We start from the raw sequence: 22,963 nt of genomic DNA, 5'->3' as shown, positions 1-22,963 counted from the left end.
GCTTGAGAGCGCTGGTTCTTGGGCCCCTAGATAGGGGGCTGAACGGGGACGGGCAAGTTCCCTCTGGTCACACCAGCGTCAGAACCGCATTGAGGCAAAAAAACATGCTTGGAAAAATCGCGCGTAAGGTCTTTGGCACCCCCAATGACCGTATGATCAAAACGACCCGCCCAATTGTCGAGAAAATCAACGCGCTTGAGGATGAATATGCCGCCCTGTCGGATGATGGCATCATCGCCAAGACTGAAGAGTTCAAGAAGCGCATCGCAGATGGGGAAAAGTTGGACGCGATCCTGCCCGAAGCCTTCGCCAACTGTCGCGAGGCCGCAAAACGCGCGCTGGGGCTGCGTGCATTCGACACTCAGCTGATCGGCGGCATCTTCCTGCACCGTGGAAATATTGCGGAAATGAAGACGGGCGAGGGCAAAACCCTTGTCGCGACCTTTCCCGCCTATCTGAATGCGTTGTCGGGCGATGGCGTGCATATCGTCACCGTGAACGATTATCTTGCCAAGCGTGACGCCGATTGGATGAGCGCGGTTTACGGAGCGCTTGGCCTTACCACCGGCGTGGTCTATCCGCATCAGGCGGATGACGAAAAACGTGCCGCCTATGCATGCGATGTGACCTACGCGACGAACAACGAGCTTGGGTTCGACTATCTGCGTGACAACATGAAATCCGACCTGAAGGACATGTATCAGCGTGGGCATAATTTCGCCGTCGTGGACGAGGTTGACTCGATCCTGATCGACGAAGCGCGCACGCCCCTGATCATCTCCGGCCCGTCCGAAGATCGGTCAGAACTTTACGTCACCATCGACGCGCTGATTCCCGAATTGACCGAAGAACATTATACGATCGACGAAAAGAACCGTGGCGCCACGTTTACCGAAGAAGGCAACGAGTTTCTTGAGCAGGTCTTGCACGAACGGGGCCTTCTGCCGGTGGAACAGTCCCTGTATGACCCCGAAAGCACGACGCTTGTTCACCACGTGAACCAAGGGCTGCGCGCGCACAAACTGTTCCAGCGTGACAAGGATTACATCGTGCGCGATGGCGAGGTCGTGTTGATCGACGAATTCACCGGCCGCATGATGGCCGGTCGCCGCCTGTCCGAAGGCCTGCACCAAGCCATCGAGGCCAAGGAAGGTTGCAAGACGCAGCCCGAAAACGTGACGCTGGCTTCGGTGACGTTCCAGAACTATTTTCGGCTTTACAACAAGCTGTCCGGTATGACCGGCACGGCGCTGACCGAAGCCGATGAATTCGACGAAATTTACAAGCTGGGCGTGGTCGAAATTCCCACCAACCGTCCCATCGCGCGGGTCGACGAACACGATGCCGTCTATCGCACCACGGGCGAAAAATACGCCGCTGTGGTTGAGGAGATTAGCAAGGCCAACGAAAAGGGCCAGCCGATGCTGGTTGGCACCACCTCAATCGAGAAATCCGAGGAGCTGTCGCGGCTTCTTAAAGAAGCTGGCATCAAGCATGACGTTCTGAACGCCCGCCAGCATGAACGCGAGGCGCAGATTGTTGCGGACGCGGGCAAGCTGGGGGCCGTGACCATCGCAACCAACATGGCCGGGCGCGGGACCGACATCAAACTGGGCGGCAACGTCGAATTCAAGGTGATGGAGGCCATCGCGGCCGACCCTGATGGCAACCCAGACGAAATCCGTGCACGGATCGAAGCCGAACATGACGCGGACGAACAGGCGGTCAAAGATGCGGGCGGTCTGTTCGTTCTGGCCACTGAACGTCATGAAAGCCGCCGGATTGACAACCAGTTGCGCGGCCGTTCTGGCCGTCAGGGCGACCCCGGTCGGTCATCGTTCTTCCTGTCGCTGGAAGACGATTTGATGCGCATCTTCGGGTCCGAACGGCTGGAAAAGGTGCTGTCCACCCTTGGCATGAAAGAAGGCGAGGCGATCATTCACCCCTGGGTCAATAAATCGCTGGAACGCGCGCAAGCGAAGGTTGAAGGCCGCAACTTCGACATCCGCAAGCAGCTTCTGAAATTCGATGACGTGATGAATGATCAGCGGAAAGCGATCTTTGGTCAGCGTCTGGAAATCATGGAAGCCGAAGACTTGTCTGAGATTGTGGGCGACATGCGCCACCAAGTGATCGACGATCTGGTCGACACCTACATGCCGCCCAAAACCTATGCGGATCAATGGGACACCGAAGGGCTTAGGGCTGCGGTTGTTGAAAACCTCGGGTTCGAGGTGCCGGTGGTCGACTGGGCCGCCGAAGAAGGCGTGGATGACGACAGTATCCGCGAGCGATTGTATGATGCCTCGAACGAATTCATGGCCAAGAAGGCTGCGGATTTCGGGCCCGAGACCATGCGCTCGATCGAAAAGCAGCTTGTCTTGCAGACCATCGACGCTAAATGGCGCGAGCATCTTCTGACGCTTGATCATCTGCGCTCGGTCGTCGGGTTCCGGGGTTATGCCCAACGTGATCCGCTGAATGAATACAAGACCGAAGCGTTCCAGTTGTTTGAAAGCATGTTGGACAGCCTGCGTGCCGATGTGACACAGAAGCTGGCTCAGATTCGGCCCATGTCCGAGGAAGAACAGCAGGCCATGATGCAGCAAATGAAGCAGCAACAGCAGGCGTTGGAACAAGCCGCTGATGACGCGCAGGACGCCAAGGATGGGTTCGACGAAACCAACCCGGCCAGTTGGGGCAATCCGTCGCGCAACGATCCGTGCCCTTGCGGGTCGGGCAAGAAGTTCAAGCATTGCCACGGGCGACTGGTCTGATTCAGTGCGCCCCGCGCATCCACGGTTGAAATTCGGTGCGTCAATCGGGATGATTGCGCATCGGATAGTCACGGGTCGGGGTCTGACATGAGCTTTCTGCGCGCGGGTATCGCCGCCCTTTGCCTGTTTCTGGCATCCAACCTTGCGGCGCACGCACAAGACGTCACGCTGACCTCGCGCGATGGCGAGATCGAGCTGACCGGCACGCTTCTGACCTTCGACGGTGAGTTTTACCGCGTTGACACGGAGTTCGGCATCCTGACGGTCGATAGTTCGGGCGTCACCTGCGAGGGGCCGGGCTGTCCCAGTCTTGGGCCATTCGTTGCCGAACTGACGATCTCGGGCGCACACAGCATGGGCGAGGTGCTGTTCCCTGCGCTGGTCGAAGGCTTCGCGCTGCGTCAGGGATACGCCCTGAAACGCGAGGATGTGCTGGGCGTTGGTACACTTTACACGCTTTACGACGGCGCATCTGGGCAGGAACAAGCGCGCATTACGATTAAATTAACCACGAGCGCGGAGGGGTTTGCCGACCTGTTGGGCCAGCAGGCCGACATGGTATTGTCGATGCGTCGCGCATCCACCCGCGAACGCAGCATGGCGCGCGAGGCGGGGCTGGGCGATCTGCGTGTTGCGCGGCAAAGCCGGGTCATTGCGCTGGACGCGCTTGTGCCCATCGTGGCACCCGGTAATCCGGTCACCCAAATGTCCATTGCGCAACTGGCTGCGATCTATTCTGGCAAAATTCGAAACTGGCAGGAGCTGGGAGGCGAGGATGCGCCGATCACGCCCTATCTGATGGACATTCAGGAGGGGTTCGGCCCGGCCTTCATGCAGGACGTGATCGCCGCCAGCGGTGTCAGCCTGTCGGACCGGGTGCGGTTTCAACCGTCGAACAAGTCGCTGACTGACGCGGTGGCGCGTGACCCGTTCGGGATCGCCATAACCTCGTTCATGCGGCCGGGGAACGGAGAGATCGTACAGCTGACCGGCCGTTGCGGGTTCAAGGTTCGTGCCTCGGCGCAGTCAATCAAGTCCGAAGACTATCCGTTGACCATGCCGATGTATCTGTATCTGCCCGAACGTCGCCTGCCGCTTTTGGGTCGCGAGTTTCTGTCTTACCTCAGAACCGACAGCGCGCAATTTGTGACGCGCCGGGCGGGGTTCGTCGACCAGGCCCTGACCCGGATTCCAATGGGCGATCAGGGCAACCGGATGGCCAACGCCATCGTCGCGGCCGGGGACGAAGTCGCGCTATCCGAACTCAAGCGTATGGTGGACCGTTTTGACGGTAAGGACCGCCTGTCGATCAGTTTCCGCTTCGAAGGTGGATCAACCCTGTTGGATGCGCCGTCACGGTCGAATATCGCGTTATTGGCAAAGGCTTTGGAAAGCGGTCGGTTTGATGGACGTCAGGTTCTGTTTGTCGGGTTTTCGGACGGTCAGGGCGCGGCGGCGCAGAACCTTGGCCTTGCGCGCAAACGCGCCGAAGCCGTACGGACACTGGTTTTGTCGCAACTTGAGGCGTTTGACGACTCCCGCGTGGATTTACAGATTGATGCGTTCGGCGAGGCACTGCCTATGGCCTGTGACGACAGCGCGTGGGGTCGGGGTGTGAACCGTCGGGTCGAAATTTGGGTTGATTGACCCTTACAGATAGCCCGATCCGCGAAAACTCAGCTCGCTCGATTTTCCGACGATCAGATGATCGTGCAGCGTCAGACCCAGTGCGGTTGCGGCGTCGTTGACCTGTTGCGTCATCCGAATATCACTGTCTGATGGCGTGGGATCGCCTGATGGGTGATTGTGTACAAGGATGATCGCGGACGCGTTCAGTTCCAGCGCCCGCTTGACGACCTCACGCGGGTAAACCGGAACGTGGTCGACGGTGCCCTGCCCCTGTGCCTCGTCCGCGATCAGCACGTTCTTGCGATCCAGAAACAGCACGCGAAACTGTTCCGTGTCGCGGTGGGCCATGGTGGTGTGGCAATAATCCAGCACCGCATCCCAGGACGAAATGACATGCCGTTGAATTACCCGACTGCGCGCCAAGCGATGCGCCGAGGCTTCGATGATCTTTAGCTCGGTCATGACAGCATCGCCCACGCCCGGCACATCGCGCAACCGCTGGGTCGGTGCGGTCACGACGCGGTTGAAATCGCCGAACGTGTCCAGCAACATACGTGCCAAGGGCTTTACGTCCTGGCGCGGAATGGCGCGGAACAGGACAAGCTCCAGCATCTCGTAATCCGGCATTGCTTGCGCGCCGCCATCCATGAAACGTTCGCGCAATCGTTTGCGGTGATCCTTGATATAGGACGGCAATTTCCCGTTCTTGACCGATACGGGAATCGCTGGCGCTTCGTCAGTGTCGAAAAGCGCTTGGGGCATTTCTTGGAATTGGAATTGTCTGCTATCGTTCATGACAGCAGACTGCACCGAAACTGGTGAACGAAAGGTTAACAACTCTACGTTGTTAACCTTTCATGCTGTCCCAAAAGCTTTTTACCTTTGTAAAAAAGGATGAACTTTCGGGATTGTTTTCTTCCGATAGCTTTTCAAACTCGCGCAGCAACTCTTTCTGTTTCGCGGTCAGGTTGACCGGCGTTTCCACGGCAAGCTCGATATACATATCGCCGCGTCCGCCGCCACGCAGGCCCGGCATCCCTTTTGAGCGCAGACGCATCTGCCGCCCCGATTGGCTGCCCGCCGGAATTTTCACGCGCGACCGGCCACCGTCGATGGTCGGCACCTCGATGTCCCCGCCCAGTGCGGCGGCCGCAACCGACACAGGCACGCGGCAATGAAGATGTGTGCCTTCGCGGTCGAAAATCGGATGCTCGGTCACGTCGATGAAGATATAAAGATCCCCAGTCGGACCGCCACGCACACCAGCTTCGCCTTCACCAGACAGGCGGATGCGCGTGCCTGTTTCGACACCTGCCGGAATGTTCACCGATAGTGACCGTTCCTTATGCTTGCGCCCCGCGCCGCCACAGCTTTTGCACGGGTTCTGGATCATCTGCCCGGTGCCCTGACATGTCGGACAAGTGCGTTCGACCGTAAAGAAGCCCTGCTGCGCCCGCACTTTGCCCATGCCTGAACAGGTTGGGCAAACAGTGGGCTCGGCGCCTGCTTCGGCACCGGTGCCACTGCACTCATCGCACGCGACCGAGGTCGGCACATTGATGGTTTTTTGCAGGCCCGCGAAGGCTTCTTCCAGCGTGACGCGCAGGTTATAGCGCAGGTCCGATCCGCGTTGCGCACGCGCACCGCCGCCACGGCCCCCGCCCATGAAATCGCCAAACAGGTCGTCAAACACGTCCGAGAACGCGCTGGCGAAATCGCCACCGCCGCCGGGATGTCCGCCGCCGGGCCGACCACCCATGCCGCCTTCGAACGCCGCATGGCCAAACCGATCATAGGCCGCTTTTCTATCAGCGTCCTTCAACACATCATAAGCCTCATTCGCTTCCTTGAACTGGGCTTCGGCGTTCGGGTTATCTGAATTGCGGTCGGGGTGCAGCTCTTTCGCTTTTTTGCGATAGGCCTTTTTCAATTCGTCTGCCGACGCGCCTTTCGACACGCCGAGAACTTCGTAATAATCACGCTTTGACATGGAGAACTCCCTTTGGGAGGGGGGCAGGGCCGCCTGATGCAGCCCCGCCCGTTACCTATTCAGACTTAACGTTTGTTTTCGTCGTCAAGGTCTTCGAAGTCGGCATCGACAATGTCGTCATCTACCGCCGAGGGGCCTTCGGCTTCCTCGGGTTCTTCGCCAGCCGCTTCTTCCTGCTGCGACTTATAGATCGCTTCGCCCAGCTTCATGGCCGATTCGGTAACGTTCTGGATGCCGGATTTAATCTTCTCGGCGTTGTCTTCTTCCATCACGTCTTTCAGCGCAGAAATCGCAAGCTCGATCGCTTCGATCGTGGTCGGGTCCACCTTGTCCGAATGCTCTTCCATCGACTTTTCGGTCGAATGGATCAGGCTTTCGGCTTGGTTCTTGGCTTCGACCAGTTCCTTACGTTCCTTGTCGGCTTCGGCGTTGGCTTCGGCATCTTTCACCATCTTCTCGATGTCGTCGTCCGACAGACCGCCCGAGGCTTGAATGGTGATTTTCTGCTCTTTGCCGGTGCCTTTATCCTTGGCGCCCACTTCAACGATGCCGTTGGCGTCGATGTCAAACGTCACCTCAATCTGCGGAAGTCCGCGCGGTGCGGGCGGGATGTCTTCCAGATTGAATTGACCCAGAACTTTGTTGTCCGCAGCCATCTCGCGCTCACCTTGGAACACACGCAGGGTCACGGCGTTCTGGTTGTCTTCCGCGGTCGAGAAGATCTGCGACTTCTTGGTCGGGATCGTCGTGTTGCGGTCGATCAGGCGTGTGAACACACCCCCCAGCGTTTCGATGCCCAACGACAAGGGCGTTACGTCCAGAAGCACGACGTCCTTGACGTCGCCTTGCAGAACGCCGGCCTGAATGGCGGCACCCATAGCAACCACTTCGTCCGGGTTCACGCCTTTGTGCGGCTCTTTCCCGAAGAACTTGGACACTTCTTCAAAGACCTTCGGCATACGGGTCATACCGCCGACCAGAACGACTTCGTCAATGTCATCCTTGGACAGACCAGCATCCTTCAGTGCGGCCTGACACGGCTTCAACGAGCGCTTTATAAAGTCAGACACAAGGCTTTCCAGCTTGGCGCGGGTCAGCTTCATGACCATATGCAGCGGCGAACCATCCGACCCCATCGAGATGAAGGGCTGGTTGATTTCCGTCTGAGACGAGCTGGACAGCTCGATCTTGGCTTTCTCGGCGGCTTCTTTCAGGCGTTGCAGGGCCATCTTGTCTTTCGACAGATCGACCTGATTTTCCTTTTTGAACTCATCGACCAGATACTGAACGATGCGCATGTCGAAGTCTTCACCACCAAGGAACGTGTCCCCGTTGGTTGATTTGACTTCAAACAGACCGTCGTCGATTTCCAGAATGGTCACGTCGAACGTCCCGCCACCAAGGTCATAGACCGCGATGGTTTGGGTTTCTTTCTTGTCCAGACCGTAAGCCAAAGCAGCTGCAGTCGGTTCGTTGATGATCCGCAACACTTCAAGGCCAGCGATCTTGCCGGCGTCTTTTGTGGCCTGACGCTGTGCGTCGTTGAAATAGGCAGGAACGGTGATGACGGCTTGCGTCACTTCTTCACCAAGATAGCTTTCCGCCGTCTCTTTCATCTTGCCCAGAATGAAGGCCGAGATTTGCGAGGGCGAATATTTCTGCCCGGCCGCTTCGACCCAAGCATCACCATTGCCGCCGTCGACAATGGAATAGGGGACAAGCTTTTTGTCTTTTTCAACAGCCGGGTCTTGCATGTTGCGACCGATAAGGCGCTTCACGGCGAAGACGGTGTTGTCGGGGTTGGTGACGGCCTGCCGTTTGGCCGATTGGCCCACAAGGCGTTCGTCGTCCTTGAAGGCGACAATCGAAGGCGTCGTGCGCGCGCCTTCTGCGTTTTCAACGACTCGCGGTTGCGAGCCGTCCATGATGGCAACACATGAGTTGGTGGTGCCGAGGTCGATACCGATGACTTTAGCCATGCTCAAAATCCTCTCGTAGGCGATGTTGTGGGAGCCGACCTTGCAAAGCATCGGCCCCAGATCCCAGATTTCTGACCGGTTGGGTGTGCCCCAATCCAGCGTCTCGGCGTATATAAGAAGGGGAAATGGGGCCTGCAAGCCGTCAAGAGGAAACGAATGCCTAAAAAACCGAGTCTTTTTCAGAGTTTCGACCATGACACCGTCTAAATTGTCGCCGTTGGATCTGGGTGGCGCACAACTTTTCAAGGGAATGTTGGATCGCGATGCTCAATTGGCATTGGTGGATGGGGTGCGGCAGGTTGTTCGCGATGCGCCGTTTTTTCATCCTGTCACTCGGTCTGGTAAGCAGATGTCGGTGCGCATGACATCGGCGGGGCGGCTGGGCTGGGTGTCGGACCGGCGCGGATACCGCTATGAGCCGCGCCATCCGGGCGGCGATCCATGGCCCGACATACCCGCCCCCGTCCTGGACATTTGGCGCGCCGTTGCCGACACGGATCGGGCACCCGATTGCTGCTTGATCAACTATTATGGCGCGGGTGCGCGCATGGGGATGCACCAAGACCGGGACGAGGGCGACTTCTCGTATCCAGTTGTCTCGGTCAGTCTGGGTGATGACGCGTTATTTCGGATTGGCGGGACCGAGCGGAAGGGGCCGACGCAATCAACATGGCTGCAATCGGGTGATGTGCTGATGTTGGATGGCCCGGCACGGCTGGCGTATCACGGGGTGGACCGTCTTCGGTTTGGGTCAAGTGATCTTTTGCGCGATCACGGGCGAATCAACCTTACGCTTCGTGTGGTGACACAGGCGGATTAACGCCGCGCTTCCCAACTGGCGGACACGTGTTTACGGCTGTAGCTGTCGCCCAACATGCCAAGGAAGGCCAGCACGATTGATACGATCAACGGATACTCCCAATTCGAGTGATGCGGGAAATAGTTGATGAACACGTAGCCCCGTGCCTGGTCGATGATGTGAAACAGCGGGTTCCACGCAAACATCGCCAACATGAAGAACGGCAGTGTATTGGCCAAAAACATCTTGCCGGATGCAAACATATTTACCCGCATGTAAAGCGTGGTCGCGACCGAGGTGAAGCGCGGAAACCACGGCTTGATCGCCATGAATACGATCCCCACCGACACGCCGTTGAACCATGACAAAAGCACCATCATGAAACTGCCGACAGGGTCGTGAACATCAACCGGATGAAAGGCAAGACCATAGATCGTCAACACAACGATGATCGACAGAATCTGTAAGTAAAGCGACCCTAATGCTGTCGCGGCGATCGAAACCAACGTATTCATCGGCCCGTGCAGCATCATGGTCGAGGTCGGTCCATTGGCGGTCGCCACGGCCCGCATCGTTTTGACGTTGGTCATGAAAAGAAACACGCCCGACATGATATACAGCAGAAAATCGCCGCGGATGGCGGCGGATCGCAGGCCAAGCACGCTCATCATCACATAAAAGACGGCAACCATCAGCAGCGATTGCACAATATTGATGAACAGCCCGATCACCGCGTTGGGATGTGCTTTTCGCAGGTCAAAGACGGTCGCGTGATAAATCACCGCGATCATCGAGATCGCCGCCTGCCGCCGCGTCCGGTTTACTTTGACTTCAAACATGGGTCTGCCTTTCACCGGCGCGGGTAAATAATTGCAGGGAATTCTTGCCGTTCCGTTACCCAATCATCATAAGAGGACGAAATGACCTAATCAACAGAACCGCGCAACCGCACGGACAAGGAGCGATACGTTGGATTTTAGCCGTTTGGAAACTGTCATGCGGGCGCTTGCGCTGGATGCGGGTGATGTGATCATGGACATCTACAAATCGGACGATTTCGATGTGCGGTCCAAATCCGACGATAGCCCCGTCACCGCCGCGGACGAAGCGGCGGACAAGGTGATCTCGGACGGGTTGCGCGCGGCGTTTCCCGACGTGCTTCTGGTGACGGAAGAACAGGCCGACAGTCATGCACGACAGGCCGACACCTTTTTGATCGTTGACCCGCTGGACGGCACTAAGGAGTTCATTCACCGGCGCGGCGATTTTACCGTCAACATTGCCTATGTCGTGGACGGCACGCCCATTCGCGGGGTTGTCTATGCCCCTGCCAAGGGGCGTATGTTCTTCACCCGTGCCGATGGCAGCAGCGTCGAGGAACAAGGCCCCTTTGACCGTGATGTCTTGGGCAAGCTGACGCCGATTTCCGTCTCGACCCCCGACAATGACGCGCTGATGGTGGTGGCGTCGAAATCCCACCGCGATCAGGCGACGGATGATTACATCAACAAATATGCGGTGAAAGACATGACCTCGGCCGGCAGTTCACTGAAGTTCTGTCTTGTTGCCACCGGCGAGGCGGACATCTACCCCCGCGTGGGCCGCACGATGGAATGGGATACCGCCGCAGGTCATGCGGTGCTGAAAGGCGCGGGCGGCGACGTGGTGCGCTTTGACGACCACACGCCGCTGACCTATGGCAAACCCGATTATGCAAACCCGTTCTTTATCGCTATTGCGCCGGGCGTGGAGTTGAAGAAAGCCTGATCGAATGAGCGTTCTGATCGTCATTCCGGCGCGTTTCGCCTCGGTCAGGTATCCGGGCAAAGCGTTGGCGCCGTTGTGCGGCGCGACGGGGCAGGAAAAGACCCTGATCCGGCGCAGTTGGGACGCAGCGCTTGCCGTCGGTGGCGTTGATCGCGTCGTCATTGCCACCGATGACGACCGCATCCGTGCCGAAGCGGCCGGGTTCGGGGCCGATGTGGTCATGACCTCGCCGGACTGTCGCAACGGAACCGAACGCTGCGCCGAAGCTCTGGATGCGCTGGGCGGGGATCATGACATCATCGTTAACCTGCAAGGCGACGCCCCCCTGACCCCACCGTGGTTTGTCGAAGACCTGATCGCCGCGCTTAAGGCTCACCCGACTGCGGAAATGGCCACACCCGTGCTGCGTTGTGACGGCCGGTCGCTGGCCGGTTTTCAGGAAGACCGCCGCGCGGGCCGGGTTGGCGGAACGACCGCTGTGTTCGGGGCCGACGGCAAAGCGCTTTATTTCTCGAAAGAGGTGATCCCCTATACTGCTGACAAAGACTGGCAGGACGACAATCTTACGCCGATCTTTCACCATGTGGGCGTCTATGCATATCGACCCTCTGCGCTTGCGGCGTATGCTCGTTGGGCGCCGGGGCCGTTGGAGGAGTTGGAGGGTCTGGAGCAGCTGCGCTTTCTCGAGCGCGATCACCCGGTGCATTGCGTCGAAGTCGATGCGCGGGGCCGTGCGTTTTGGGAATTAAATAACCCCGAAGATGTTGCCCGCATCGAAGCTATTTTGAAAGACCTCGATATTGAATGAATCAAACCACCAATACCCGTACACGCGCGCCCAAGGGTAACAGTCCGCACTTTTTGAATGTTAAGATGAATCGACTTGAGAAAGCCGTACAACTGACCCATTGTCGTGGACAATTGCCGTGAGATTGTCAGATTTTATATTCATAAGTGATCAAAACGACCAGCGAATCGATGCAGTTCACGTAATTGGTGGCCGGTTGGTTGGAGTCTTATCCGGGTAAATGGTTAAAAGCAGAGGTATTCCCATGACGCAAAAAAGGGTCACGAAGGCTATTTTCCCGGTTGCCGGACTAGGAACACGGTTTCTGCCCGCAACCAAGTCGATCCCGAAAGAGATCATGACGTTGGTCGACCGCCCGCTGATCCAATATGCGATTGACGAAGCGCGCGCGGCGGGTATCAAGGAATTCATCTTTGTGACCTCGCGCGGAAAAGGGGCTTTGGAAGATTATTTCGACAATGCCCCCGTTTTGGAACAAGAGCTGCGCAAGAAGGGCAAGGAAGATCAGCTTGAAGCCTTGCAAGACACCAATATGGAAAGCGGTGCGATTGCCTATGTGCGCCAGCACAAGGCGCTGGGGCTGGGCCATGCCGTGTGGTGCGCGCATCGGCTGATCGGAGACGAACCCTTTGCCGTGATCTTGCCCGATGACGTGATCGCCGCAGAAAAACCCTGCTTGCAGCAGATGGTCGAAGCACACGCGGAAACCGGCGGCTGCATGGTCGCAGCGATGAAGGTGCCCGCCGAAAAAGCCAGCGCGTATGGCGTGCTTGACATCAAAGACGACCTGGGCGCGATGGTGTCGGTCAAGGGCATGGTGGAAAAGCCGAAAGTGAACGAAGCGCCATCAGATCTGGCGGTGATTGGCCGCTATATCCTGACGCCCAGTGTCCTGCGCAGCCTGAACCAGATGAAAACCGGTGCGGGTGGTGAGATCCAACTTACCGACGCGATTGCCGCCGAAATTCAAGAGGGCCGCGATGTCTTCGGCTACCGCTTTCGCGGAAAGCGTTTTGACTGTGGTTCGAAGGCCGGGTTCTTGCAGGCGACTGTCGCCTTTGGTTTGGCGCGGGACGAATTGCGGGACGAGTTTGCGTCTTATCTGCATGACATCGTAGCGCCAAAAAACGCGGCCGAGTGACCGACAGTGCCCGACTCGCGTCAGGCCCTTTGGACGGCGTATCGGATGCGGTGGAAGCGGCGTCGTCTGATCTGGCGGTCGATCCGGTCACGCCGCGACCTGACGCCCGTCGTCAATCGCACCGACCGGATTGAAGCCGGACAGGTCCGCGCCTTTATCACAGTGCGGAACGAACAGGCACGTTTGCCGTATTTCCTGTCCCATTACCGCGCGCTTGGGGTGGGACATTTTCTGTTCGTTCTGAACAACAGCGATGACGGGTCCGACGCCTATTTGTCAGGGCAACCTGACGTATCGCTATGGCGCACCAATGCCAGCTACAAGGCGTCGCGCTTTGGTGTGGATTGGATCACTTGGCTTCTGTTTCGCTATGGTCACGGTGCGTGGTGTCTGACAGTCGATGCAGATGAACTGCTGGTCTATCCTCATCACGACACCCGTGACCTGTCCGCCTTGACTCAAAGGCTGGAACAGACCGGAGCGACCGCACTGGGTGCGTTAATGCTGGACCTGTTCCCAAAGGGGCCGTTGGACCAGCACAGCTATGCGCCCGCAGACAACCCGACCAAGGTATTACCGTGGTTTGATGCAGGCCCTTATCGCGTTCAGCGGCAGCATCCGGCGCTGAATCTTTGGGTCCAGGGTGGGCCGCGCGACAGGGTGTTCTTTGCTGACCGCCCTGCTCGTGCGCCCACGTTGAACAAGTTTCCGCTGGTGCATTGGAACCGGCGCTTTGCCTATATGAACTCGACTCATGCGCTACTACCGCCGCACCTTAATTTGGAGTGGAACGGCCCGGAATGTATCTCGGGCGATACGCGCTTGTCGGGTGTCTTGTTGCACACCAAATTTCTGCCGGGCATTACCGCCCGGGCGCAAGAGGAAAAGGGCCGCAGGGAACATTTCGGTCGGCCCGAGGATTTCGATGACTATTATGACTGGCTCGGGACCACGCCTGACCTGTGGCATGACCGCGCGGTTGCCTATCAGGACTGGCGGCAGTTGATGGATTTCGGGTTACTTTCCAATGGCGGCTGGACCTAAACCGATGCTAGCGTGACATCGGGCAGACACGAGGAAAGCGTTGGGCGTCTGGACATCATATCGACTGCGGCTGAAACGTCAGCAATGCCACCTGCGGGCCCTGCGCAAACGCCGCCAATTGGCCGCGGTGACGGACCGAACCGAAGCGATCCGGGCGGATGATATTCTGGCCTTTTCGACCATCCGCAATGAACATATCCGTCTTCCCTATTTCTTGGACTATTACCGCACGCTTGGTGTGAACCACTTTCTGATCGTCGATAACGGATCGGATGATGGCGGGCGCGAATATCTGGCCGAGCAGCCCGATGTATCTCTGTGGACCACCACCGCCAGTTACAAAAGCGCGAATTTCGGGGTGCATTGGATCGGCTGGTTGCAACGGAAATACGCCGATGGGCATTGGGCGCTGACCGTCGATCCCGATGAACTTCTGGTCTATCCTTTCCATGATACCCGCCCGCTTAGGGCGCTGACGGATTGGCTGGACACCTGCCAGATCCGATCATTTGGCACCCTGCTTTTGGACATGTACCCCAAGGGCGTGCTGGACGCCCAACCCTACGCCGCAGGCCAAGATCCGTTCGAGATCGCGAACTGGTTTGATAGCGGCAACTACTCGATCACGAAGAACCCGAAATACGGCAACCTATGGATACAGGGTGGCCCGCGCGCGCGCGTGTTCTTTCACGACAAGCCGATCAAAGCACCGGCGTTGAACAAGATCCCGTTGGTCAAGTGGAGCAAACGCTATGCCTATGTCAGTTCAACCCACGCGCTTTTGCCGCGCGGGTTGAACCTTGTTTATGACCAGTGGGGCGGCGAAAAGGCGTCGGGTTGCCTGCTGCACGCAAAATTTCTGGACACGTTCAGCGCAAAGTCGGCCGAGGAACTTGAGCGCGGCCAGCATTACGCCAACAGCTATGAATACCGCGCCTATCATCGCGGCACCAAGGAAGACACCGACTTGTGGTGCGATTGGAGCGAGAAGTATCTGAACTGGCGACAACTAGAGGCGCTGGGCCTTATGTCCAAGGGAAACTGGGCATGAGCTTGGGAATCGTCATGCTGGTTCACGACGCGTTGGACCGCGCGCGGCAGCTGGTCCGTCACTGGGCAACGAACGGATGCCCGGTGGTGATCCATGTGGATGATAACGTGACGCCCGATGATTTCGCAGGCTTCGTCGCGTCGCTCAGCGATCTTGATAATGTGCGGTTCTGCGACCGTCAGCGTTGCGAATGGGGAACTTGGTCTTTGGTTGCAGCCAGCCAGACCGCATCGGAACAGATGTTGAAGGCGTTTCCCTATGTGCGTCACGTCATGCTGGCATCGGGCAGTTGCCTGCCCCTGCGGCCTATCCCTGAAATGCTGGCCTACCTGAACCGCCACGCGCAGACTGACTTCATCGAAAGCGCCACGACCGAGGATGTGCCCTGGACCATCGGCGGTCTGGACATCGAACGTTTTACCCTGCGTTTTCCATTCTCATGGAAACGTCATAGGCGGCTGTTTGATCGCTATGTGAAACTTCAGCGGTGGATGGGGACGAAGCGGAAAATCCCCGAGGGGTTGGTTCCGCATTTGGGCAGCCAGTGGTGGTGCCTGTCGCGCAACACCTTGTCGGCCATTCTGAACGATGCGAACCGGTCGACTTATGATGCCTATTTCCGGCGGGTGTGGATACCGGATGAAAGTTATTATCAGACACTTGCGCGTCGCCATTCGTCGCAGATTGAAAGCCGGTCGCTGACCCTGTCAAAGTTCGATTTTCAGGGCAAGCCCCATGTTTTTTACGACGACCATTTGCAGTTGTTACGCAGGTCGGACTGCTTTGTGGCACGCAAGGCGTGGCCCTATGCGGACAAGCTCTATGACAGTTTTCTGTCGAATCAGGGCGGCGCGACCGCGGCCTCTGCCACGCTGATCGACCCCAGCCCTGGCAAGATCGACCGTATTTTTACCAAAGCAATTAAGCGGCGCACGAAGGGCCGGCCGGGCCTTTATATGTCCAGCCGCTTTCCACGCGAGGGCCATGAAAAAGACGTGACCGCCGCGCGCTATACGGTGCTTGAGGGGTTCGCGGACATCTTCGAGGATTTCGACGAATGGCTGGCCGATACGGTCAGCGCGCGCGTGCATGGACACCTGTTTGCACCAGGTGGTGCGCAGTTTGCCGGCGGAGGAGACGTATTCTTCGGTGCGCTCAGTGATGCGGCGATGCTGCGCGACTATAACGCCAAGGCGTTTCTAACCAATCTTGTCTGGAACACGCGCGGGGAACGGCAGTGTTTTCATTTCGGGCCGCGCGACAATCAGGAGGTGTCATGGGTGATGGCCAAAGACCCCAACGCGCGGGTTTACGTCGTGTCCGGCGCGTGGGCAGTGAAGCTGTTTCATTCCAACCGTGCCCCCGCCGACCTAAGGCGTCAGGCTGCGCGTTTGCAACAGATCGAAAACGCGCATCTGAACGCCCTTCGCTCAAGCTATGCCCGCGCGCGCACTCACATCTGGTCGTTGGCCGATTTCGTGCTGAACCCGGCCGATCTGTTGCAGACCGTTGTGGACGACACGGGCCCGCGCACCGGGGTTCCGTTGACTAACCTTCCTAAAATGCGGCCCTTGGACGGGTTCCCAGAGTTCCTGCAAAATCTCCGAAATCAGGGGATGCACCCTTATCTTATGGGCGATTTCCCGTCGGATCTGGATTTGGTGGCCACGGCCCAAACCCGGCAACACCCCAATATGGTAAGGTGAAGCTATGTCCCGACCTTTCGATTGCTTCATCATCCTTGCTGAAATGCGCACCGGGTCCAACTTTCTGGAAAGCAACTTGGACCAGTTCCCCGGACTCCAATGCTATGGCGAGGCGTTCAACCCCTATTTCATGGTCACGCCTAAAACCGAAGAACTGTTCGGCGTGACCGTGCCGATGCGCGATGCCGACCCCCTGCACCTGCTGGAGCGTATGAAGGCAGAAACTGACGGTTTGCCCGGATTTCGTTTCTTTCACGATCACGACCCGCGTGTGTTCGACGTGCTGATCGACGATCCGCGCTGCGCCAAGATCGTGCTGACCCGCAATCTGGTTGACGCCTATGTGTCGCGCCGGATCGCGATGGCGACCGATCAATGGCAGCTGAGCAATGCGGCGGACGCGCGCAAACAGCCCGCGCGCTTTATCCCGGACGAGTTTGAAAAACTGTTTTACCGGATGAAAAGCTTTCAGGTGAAGATCAAAGACCGGCTGCAGCGGGCGGGGCAGACGGCGTTCTATATCGACTATGAGGACGCGCAGAAGATCGAGGTGGTAAACGGTTTGGCGAAATATCTGGGCGAGGATGGTCAGATCACCGAATTTGCCAGAACTTTCAAAAAGCAGAACCCCGAACCCCTGTCAGACAAAGTTCAGCAGTTCGAATTGCTGGCCGCCACGGTTGCCCGGATCGACGTGTTCGACCTGCATAAACTGCCGAATTTCGAGCCAAGCCGCCCACCTGTGCTGAAATCCTATGTGGCGTCGGATGCGCTGGGTCTTGTGTTTCTGCCCATCGCGGGCGGACCCACCGCGCAGGTTGAAAGCTGGATGGATGCCGCGGGGCCGCTTACACGTGATTTTTCACAAAAGACGCTGCGGCAGTGGAAGCGGCAGCACAAAGCCCATCGCAGCTTCACCGTACTGCGCCATCCGGTGGCGCGGTTACACGCCGTGTTTTGCGACCTTCTTGGCTCGCGCGATGGCGACCCGGACGCCGATTTGAAACATGCGCTGCGAGAGACCTTCAACGTGGCGCTGCCTGAGGGGCCCGGCGCGTCTTGGACGCTGGATGATCATCAAAGGGCGTTTCTGGGCTTCATCGACTTTGTCGGCAAAAACCTGAGCGGCCAGACGGGAATCAAGGTCGATCCGCGTTGGGCCACGCAATCTGCGACAGTGCAGGGATTTGCTGCCTTCGCCCTGCCCGACCACATCCTGCGCGAGCCCGAATTGGCCAACGGATTTGACCGACTTTTGTCAGATGTCGGCATTAAGGGTGGGGCGGACCTGCCCGCCGGCCAACCGGACGCGCCGTTCCCGCTGGGGCAGGTCCATACCGCCGACATCGAGGCCGCAGTGCGCAAAGTCTATCACCGTGACTATGTGATGTTCGGATTTCGGCCTTGGACCAAACAGCGGTAAGGCGTCGTCACGCCGCCTTGTTCGACAAGCTATCAGTCAGCAATGCGTGAAGTGTGGTGGTGTCGGTGTTGGCTCTCAATTTGGCGCAAATGGCGGTGTCCCGCATTGTGCGCGACACCAGCGCCAACGCCTTCAGATGTGAGACACCGGAATCTTCGGGCGCAAACAGGGCAAAGACCAAATCGACCGGCTGCTTATCCACGGCATTGAAATCAAAGGGGGTTTCCACACGAAGAAAGCAGCCAACCACCTTGTCCAACCCATGCAGGCGGGCATGTGGCAAAGCCACCCCGCGGCCCACACCGGTGGGCCCCAGGGTTTCGCGATGTTGCAGCGCGGCGAAGGCATCGCCTCCGTTAATGCCATAGCAGTCCATCGCCAGATCTCCAAGATCCTGAAACAGGCGTTTCTTGGAGGTGACGTTCGACACGACCTTTACGGCCGACGGCTCTAGGATGCTCGAAAGTTCCATCGCCAACAACTTTCCCCACCCACCAGCGGGCGGGAGGTTTAGATAGAGTTTTTAGGGTCGATCCAGCCCACATTACCGTCTTCACGGCGATAGACCACATTCATCCCCTCGGTTTTCTCGTTTCGAAACACCAGAACGGGCGCGTGTGCAAGCTCCATCTGCATAACCGCTTCACCAACCGAGAGCGACGGAATTCGCGTCTCCATCTCGGCGATGATCATGGGTTGAAGGGTTGCGTCGTCTGCTTCGTCCGGACCTTCGTCTTCTGACGCGAGGATATACGAGGACCCGCCGAAAACTTCAACCGGGTCTACACGATCTTTGTGGTGGTCTTTCAATCGACGCTTGTAGCGGCGCAACTGCGTCTCCATCTTGTCGGCGCAATTATCAAAGGCCGCGTAAATTTCCGTAGCGGTTCCCTTGGCTTGGGCGATCAGGCCAGTGGACAGATGCACAACCGTTTCACAAACAAATTCATGCGCACTTTTCGAAAAGATTACCTGCGCATTTGTTGGCCGCTCGGCATATTTGCGAATGACGTTGTTCAGTTCATCCTTCACATGAACCTGAAGCGCTTCGCCGATGTCGATTTGTTTGCCGCTGATTTGATATTGCATCCATACCTCCTATGGTATTTGCAGGTCACACCTTACTTCCCCAGACCGGGAAAAGCCCGAATTATCATAGTAATTATATAGTGTTATAAAAGACTTACACAACCTTCGCCGCCCAAGATATATCCGGGCAATCCATCTTATTTTGCCCTTGGCGGGACGGCCCTGAAGAAAGATCAAATGTTGACGCATTGGCCTATTTGGCGACGACTTGGCGATGCTTGTCAAGCATCTGACAGCCCCACCGCCTATTTGAACGAGAAATTTTGCCCCAGATAGACCCGGCGCACGTTTTCATCGCGAATCACCTCGTCCGTAGTGCCGCTCATCAGGATATGCCCGTCATGCAGGATATAGGCGCGGTCCACAATCTCGAGCGTTTCACGCACGTTGTGGTCGGTGATCAACACGCCGATACCGCGGTCTTTCAATTCGTGAACCAGTGATCGGATCTCGCCGACAGCTATGGGGTCGACACCGGCAAAGGGTTCGTCCAGCAACAGATATTTGGGGTTTGACGCCAACAGCCGGGCGATTTCGACGCGCCGCCGTTCGCCCCCTGACAAGGCCATTGCAGGGGTGCGGCGCAGGTGGCTTATGGAAAACTCGCTGAGCAGTTCTTCCAGCCGCTCGCGCCGTTTGTGTCGGTCGGGGGTCGAGATTTCGAGGATCGCCAAGATGTTATCTTCGACCGACATGCCGCGGAAAATCGACATTTCTTGTGGTAGATAACCGATGCCGTATTTCGCGCGCCGATACATCGGCAGCAACGTAACATCACGCCCGTCGATCATGACCTGCCCGGCTTCGGGCGTGATCAGCCCGGCGATGGCATAAAAGGTCGTACTTTTACCGCTACCGTTTGGTCCTAGAAGAGCGACGACTTCGCCGCGGTGAAGCTCCAGGTCCACGTCGCGGATCACGGGTTTCTTGCGATAGCTTTTGCGCAACCCAATGACGCGCAACCCGGCATCGCCATTTTCAACGGTCAAATCAGGGGACGCGTCCATCACTCCGCACCCGTCTGGATGATCGACTTAACGCGGCCATCCATCGTGCCGGTGCCGGATTTGAGGTTCACGGTCAGCTTTTCCGATGACAGTGCGTTCTGGCCTTGGGTCAATATTACGCCCCCGGTCATCACGATCACGCCGCTGTCGATGGTATAAATCGCGTCGCGCGATTCTGCGGCCTCCGCCCCGTTGACCAACGTGACCCCGTCCGAGGCCAGCAGCCGCGAAATCTCGCCCGTCGTATCAGTGCCGGTGGCGTATTCGACCCGAACCTTGCCTGCGGACAGGCGCATTTCGCCCTGCCCGATTTGCACGTTGCCGACGAAGGTCGCCGACCCGTCGGCTTGATCGACGTTCAACTGGTCAGCCGAGATTTCCACCGGAAGCGTGTTGTCATGTTTCAAGCCGCCAAATGCGACCTGAGCTTGGGCATGTGCTGCGACTGGCAAGCAAAGCGCCAACAACAAGGCTGCGATACGCGCGCCGTTCATCACTGTTCTTCCCCCTCTGTCTGGGGCTGATATATCAGTTTTACACCGTCTTTGAAAACAAGAAGATAGGTGTCATTATCTTCACCCTCGCGGGTAATTTCTGCTTGGCCGGCTGTCAGGTGGCCCATGGGTCCGTCCGCTGTGACCGGGCCGTTCGTGGCGGCGTGCGTCGAATCCATCGCAGTCGAAAGCTGATCGGTGGTTATGTGATAATCCGTCGATGTAACCAACGTCACGCCGCCTGCCAGATCAACCCGGTTTGACGCGCCATTAATGACCGCAGTCGCGGCATTGATATCCACCGCGCCCCCATCGGGCGTTTCGATCCGGGCGGCCAGCACCTTGGCGGTAAAAAGGTTGGCCTGATCGGGGTCGGGTACGGCGCTGTTGGCTTCGAATGTGATCGCAGCACCATCGGCGGTCACGCTGGAAAACCGGGGGCTGTCGATGCGTTGTTCGCCGGTCAATTCTTCCAGATTGACCCGCGCATAGGACAGCGACGTGGTCGGATCGACGGATTTCGAGATCAGAAACATCGTGGACAACAACGCAAGCGCACCGACCGGCAGAAGAACCTTCAGCCAAGAGATAAAGCGCGAATAACGGTTGTCGGGTCGGACCATGTGCCCTCGGAAAATCAATTGTCTGAAATGTTATCTAAGCACCAATCTGACCAATCCAAGCAAGCGGCGCGGATTGGTCCGGTTAGTGCGAGAAAATATCGACCTCGGGCCAGCCCGCCAGATCCAGCTGTGCGCGCATCGGCAGGAAATCGAAACAGGCCTGCGCCATCTCGGTCCGGTTTTCACGGTCAAGCATCTGGTTCAGCTCTTCCCGCAGGCGGTGCAGATACAGAACGTCCGACGCGGCATAGTCCAGCTGCGCGGTCGTCAGCTTTTCCGCGCCCCAATCGCTCATCTGTTGTTGCTTCGAGATATCGACCTTCAACAACTGATCCAGCAGGTTTTTTAACCCGTGACGATCAGTGTAGGTGCGGATCAGTTTCGACGCGATCTTGGTGCAATAGACAGGCGCCGTCACCACGCCAAACGCGTTCAGCAGCGCGGCAATGTCGAACCGGCCAAAGTGAAACAGCTTCAGCACATCCGGGTCCGCCAACATCCGTTCAAGGTTCGGTGCGCTGGTCTGGCCTTTTTCGACCTGCACCAGATGCGCGTCGCCATCGCCCGACGACATCTGAACGACGCACAGCCGGTCGCGATGCGGGTTCAGACCCATGGTTTCGCAGTCGATGGCAACAACTGGTCCCAAGTCCAGCCCATCGGGAAGGTCGCGCTTGTATAGGTGGTTGGCCATCGGTGCCCCTCGTCCGTTTGTTCTGTCTCTGATAGGCTGCACGGGCGCGGGGTTCAATGCAAAGGCGTCATTTGCCGTGATACAGGCCCACGACATGCTCGGCCTCGGCGAAGAACAGCCAGCGCCCGATCACGATGCCGGGCAGATGCAACGCCAGGGCCAGAAACGCGGTCACATGGCCGGGCGGGGTCAGCAGCAGGATCGCCGCCGGCAGCACGCCTGCAAGGGCCAGTGCAATGACGCGCAACTTCGCCGCGTGTTTGCGCCCGATGCGATACACCATTTCGTCGACCACGTAATTGCGCGCCGTATGCCCGCTTTCCAACATCCGCACCTCGCCAAGATGGGCCAATCCTGTGGCATCAGCCGTTGTGCCGCGCGCCGCCGCGTGTTGGTCGCCGACCCGCCACATGACCAGCAGAACAAGGGACAGCGCAAGAAGCAGCCAACCGGCGATCTTCGACTCGCCCGCCAACAGCGCACCACCGCCCAGCGCGTGCAGCATGTACATTACCGGAGTCATCGGCTGCCGCCAGCGTGGAATGGTCTTCATTTGTGTATAGATCATGCCGGTGGTGATCACAGTCACGAACGCAAAAAAAGACCCTAACACGCCGGTAAATACCATTTCTGCCCCCAGAAAAATACGCGGGATGGCGATCAGCGCGAAAGTAAACAAGGTGACGACCGCGACAATCCCCTCGCGGCTTAGCCAACTGGTGCGCCACTGGCTAAACGCATAGATCGCGTTCTTCTTGTTTGGCAGGTGAAATGTGGACGCAATCAGCCCGACACACGACAGCGTATAGGCGATAAAAAAGAACGCGAATGCAGTTCCCCCGCTGACATCTGGCATGCCCAGACCCAGCCAGAAAAACAGGCCGAACCCAAGCCCTGACAGGATGGTGAAAATAATAACACTGGGCGCGGGATGCATCCGTA

General features: G+C 57.8%; 21 protein-coding genes. 10 read left to right on the top strand and 11 right to left on the bottom strand.

What is annotated here, in order from left to right; genetic code table 11:
• Positions 1 to 104: 104 nt before the first annotated feature.
• Both secA and MN186_RS09180 read left to right on the top strand, forming a co-directional pair.
• On the top strand, positions 105 to 2,777 hold the full coding sequence (secA, locus tag MN186_RS09185; protein ID WP_242114078.1) for a preprotein translocase subunit SecA: 2,673 nt from the start codon (positions 105 to 107) through the stop codon (positions 2,775 to 2,777).
• 87 nt (positions 2,778 to 2,864) lie between these two features.
• Positions 2,865 to 4,424, top strand: a complete 1,560-nt coding sequence (locus MN186_RS09180; RefSeq protein WP_242114077.1) for a phosphate ABC transporter substrate-binding/OmpA family protein — start codon at positions 2,865 to 2,867, stop codon at positions 4,422 to 4,424.
• Between the two features lie 3 nt (positions 4,425 to 4,427).
• On the opposite strand, the gene radC is transcribed toward MN186_RS09180, so the two are convergent.
• The 3 genes from radC to dnaK form a co-directional block, all read right to left on the bottom strand.
• Complete coding sequence (gene radC, locus MN186_RS09175) at positions 4,428 to 5,201, bottom strand: RadC family protein (protein ID WP_420838921.1); 774 nt, start codon at positions 5,199 to 5,201, stop codon at positions 4,428 to 4,430.
• A gap of 52 nt (positions 5,202 to 5,253) precedes the next feature.
• A complete protein-coding gene (gene dnaJ / locus MN186_RS09170) occupies positions 5,254 to 6,396 on the bottom strand; it encodes a molecular chaperone DnaJ (RefSeq protein WP_242114076.1) in 1,143 nt (380 codons plus the stop codon).
• A gap of 65 nt (positions 6,397 to 6,461) precedes the next feature.
• Positions 6,462 to 8,375 carry a molecular chaperone DnaK gene (dnaK, locus tag MN186_RS09165; protein WP_242114075.1) on the bottom strand — a complete coding sequence of 638 codons (1,914 nt, stop codon included), beginning with the start codon at positions 8,373 to 8,375 and terminating at the stop codon, positions 6,462 to 6,464.
• A gap of 193 nt (positions 8,376 to 8,568) precedes the next feature.
• Between dnaK and MN186_RS09160 the strand changes: the two genes are divergently transcribed.
• Positions 8,569 to 9,195, top strand: coding sequence for an alpha-ketoglutarate-dependent dioxygenase AlkB family protein (locus MN186_RS09160; RefSeq protein ID WP_242114074.1), 627 nt, complete (start codon positions 8,569 to 8,571; stop codon positions 9,193 to 9,195).
• On the opposite strand, the gene MN186_RS09155 is transcribed toward MN186_RS09160, so the two are convergent.
• On the bottom strand, positions 9,192 to 10,013 hold the full coding sequence (locus MN186_RS09155) for an ABC transporter permease (protein ID WP_242114073.1): 822 nt from the start codon (positions 10,011 to 10,013) through the stop codon (positions 9,192 to 9,194). The two genes, MN186_RS09160 and MN186_RS09155, sit on opposite strands and share 4 nt — an antisense overlap.
• A gap of 130 nt (positions 10,014 to 10,143) precedes the next feature.
• On the opposite strand from MN186_RS09155, the gene cysQ reads away from it, so the two are divergent.
• The 7 genes from cysQ to MN186_RS09120 all read left to right on the top strand — a co-directional run bounded on the left by cysQ (position 10,144) and on the right by MN186_RS09120 (position 18,114).
• Positions 10,144 to 10,941, top strand: coding sequence for a 3'(2'),5'-bisphosphate nucleotidase CysQ (gene cysQ / locus MN186_RS09150; RefSeq protein WP_242114072.1), 798 nt, complete (start codon positions 10,144 to 10,146; stop codon positions 10,939 to 10,941).
• A gap of 4 nt (positions 10,942 to 10,945) precedes the next feature.
• Positions 10,946 to 11,749: a 3-deoxy-manno-octulosonate cytidylyltransferase gene (locus tag MN186_RS09145; protein ID WP_242114071.1), complete on the top strand. Its 804-nt coding sequence runs from the start codon at positions 10,946 to 10,948 to the stop codon at positions 11,747 to 11,749.
• 244 nt (positions 11,750 to 11,993) lie between these two features.
• Positions 11,994 to 12,890, top strand: a complete 897-nt coding sequence (gene galU / locus MN186_RS09140) for a UTP--glucose-1-phosphate uridylyltransferase GalU (protein WP_242114319.1) — start codon at positions 11,994 to 11,996, stop codon at positions 12,888 to 12,890.
• Positions 12,891 to 12,935: 45 nt separating this feature from the next.
• Positions 12,936 to 13,934, top strand: coding sequence for a glycosyltransferase family 2 protein (locus tag MN186_RS09135; RefSeq protein WP_242114070.1), 999 nt, complete (start codon positions 12,936 to 12,938; stop codon positions 13,932 to 13,934).
• 40 nt (positions 13,935 to 13,974) lie between these two features.
• On the top strand, positions 13,975 to 14,985 hold the full coding sequence (locus MN186_RS09130; protein WP_242114069.1) for a glycosyltransferase family 2 protein: 1,011 nt from the start codon (positions 13,975 to 13,977) through the stop codon (positions 14,983 to 14,985).
• A complete protein-coding gene (locus MN186_RS09125) occupies positions 14,982 to 16,691 on the top strand; it encodes a beta-1,6-N-acetylglucosaminyltransferase (protein ID WP_242114068.1) in 1,710 nt (569 codons plus the stop codon). Before MN186_RS09130 ends, MN186_RS09125 begins: the two co-directional genes overlap by 4 nt.
• A gap of 4 nt (positions 16,692 to 16,695) precedes the next feature.
• Positions 16,696 to 18,114: a nodulation protein NodH gene (locus MN186_RS09120; protein WP_242114067.1), complete on the top strand. Its 1,419-nt coding sequence runs from the start codon at positions 16,696 to 16,698 to the stop codon at positions 18,112 to 18,114.
• 7 nt (positions 18,115 to 18,121) lie between these two features.
• Here the strand turns inward: MN186_RS09120 and MN186_RS09115 are convergent, their stop codons facing one another.
• From MN186_RS09115 to MN186_RS09085, 7 genes are all read right to left on the bottom strand, one after another.
• Positions 18,122 to 18,586: a PTS sugar transporter subunit IIA gene (locus tag MN186_RS09115; protein WP_242114066.1), complete on the bottom strand. Its 465-nt coding sequence runs from the start codon at positions 18,584 to 18,586 to the stop codon at positions 18,122 to 18,124.
• Positions 18,587 to 18,624: 38 nt separating this feature from the next.
• Complete coding sequence (gene hpf, locus MN186_RS09110; protein WP_242114065.1) at positions 18,625 to 19,203, bottom strand: ribosome hibernation-promoting factor, HPF/YfiA family; 579 nt, start codon at positions 19,201 to 19,203, stop codon at positions 18,625 to 18,627.
• A 245-nt stretch (positions 19,204 to 19,448) separates the two neighbouring features.
• Positions 19,449 to 20,210: an LPS export ABC transporter ATP-binding protein gene (gene lptB / locus MN186_RS09105; RefSeq protein ID WP_242114064.1), complete on the bottom strand. Its 762-nt coding sequence runs from the start codon at positions 20,208 to 20,210 to the stop codon at positions 19,449 to 19,451.
• Positions 20,210 to 20,704 (bottom strand): LptA/OstA family protein, encoded by a 495-nt coding sequence (locus MN186_RS09100; RefSeq protein WP_242114063.1) that lies wholly within the window; start codon positions 20,702 to 20,704, stop codon positions 20,210 to 20,212. The genes lptB and MN186_RS09100 overlap by 1 nt, the downstream gene beginning before the upstream one ends.
• A complete protein-coding gene (gene lptC / locus MN186_RS09095; RefSeq protein ID WP_242114062.1) occupies positions 20,704 to 21,327 on the bottom strand; it encodes an LPS export ABC transporter periplasmic protein LptC in 624 nt (207 codons plus the stop codon). The genes MN186_RS09100 and lptC overlap by 1 nt, the downstream gene beginning before the upstream one ends.
• An 82-nt stretch (positions 21,328 to 21,409) precedes the next feature.
• Complete coding sequence (locus tag MN186_RS09090; RefSeq protein ID WP_242114061.1) at positions 21,410 to 22,021, bottom strand: ribonuclease D; 612 nt, start codon at positions 22,019 to 22,021, stop codon at positions 21,410 to 21,412.
• A 67-nt stretch (positions 22,022 to 22,088) separates the two neighbouring features.
• On the bottom strand, positions 22,089 to 22,958 hold the full coding sequence (locus tag MN186_RS09085) for a dimethyl sulfoxide reductase anchor subunit family protein (protein ID WP_242114060.1): 870 nt from the start codon (positions 22,956 to 22,958) through the stop codon (positions 22,089 to 22,091).
• Positions 22,959 to 22,963 lie beyond the last annotated feature (5 nt).

Source organism: Aliiroseovarius sediminis, from assembly GCF_022678485.1.
Lineage (GTDB): Bacteria > Pseudomonadota > Alphaproteobacteria > Rhodobacterales > Rhodobacteraceae > Aliiroseovarius > Aliiroseovarius sediminis.
Note: the sequence above shows the minus strand (reverse complement) of the source record. Positions and strands in the feature narration are given on the sequence as shown.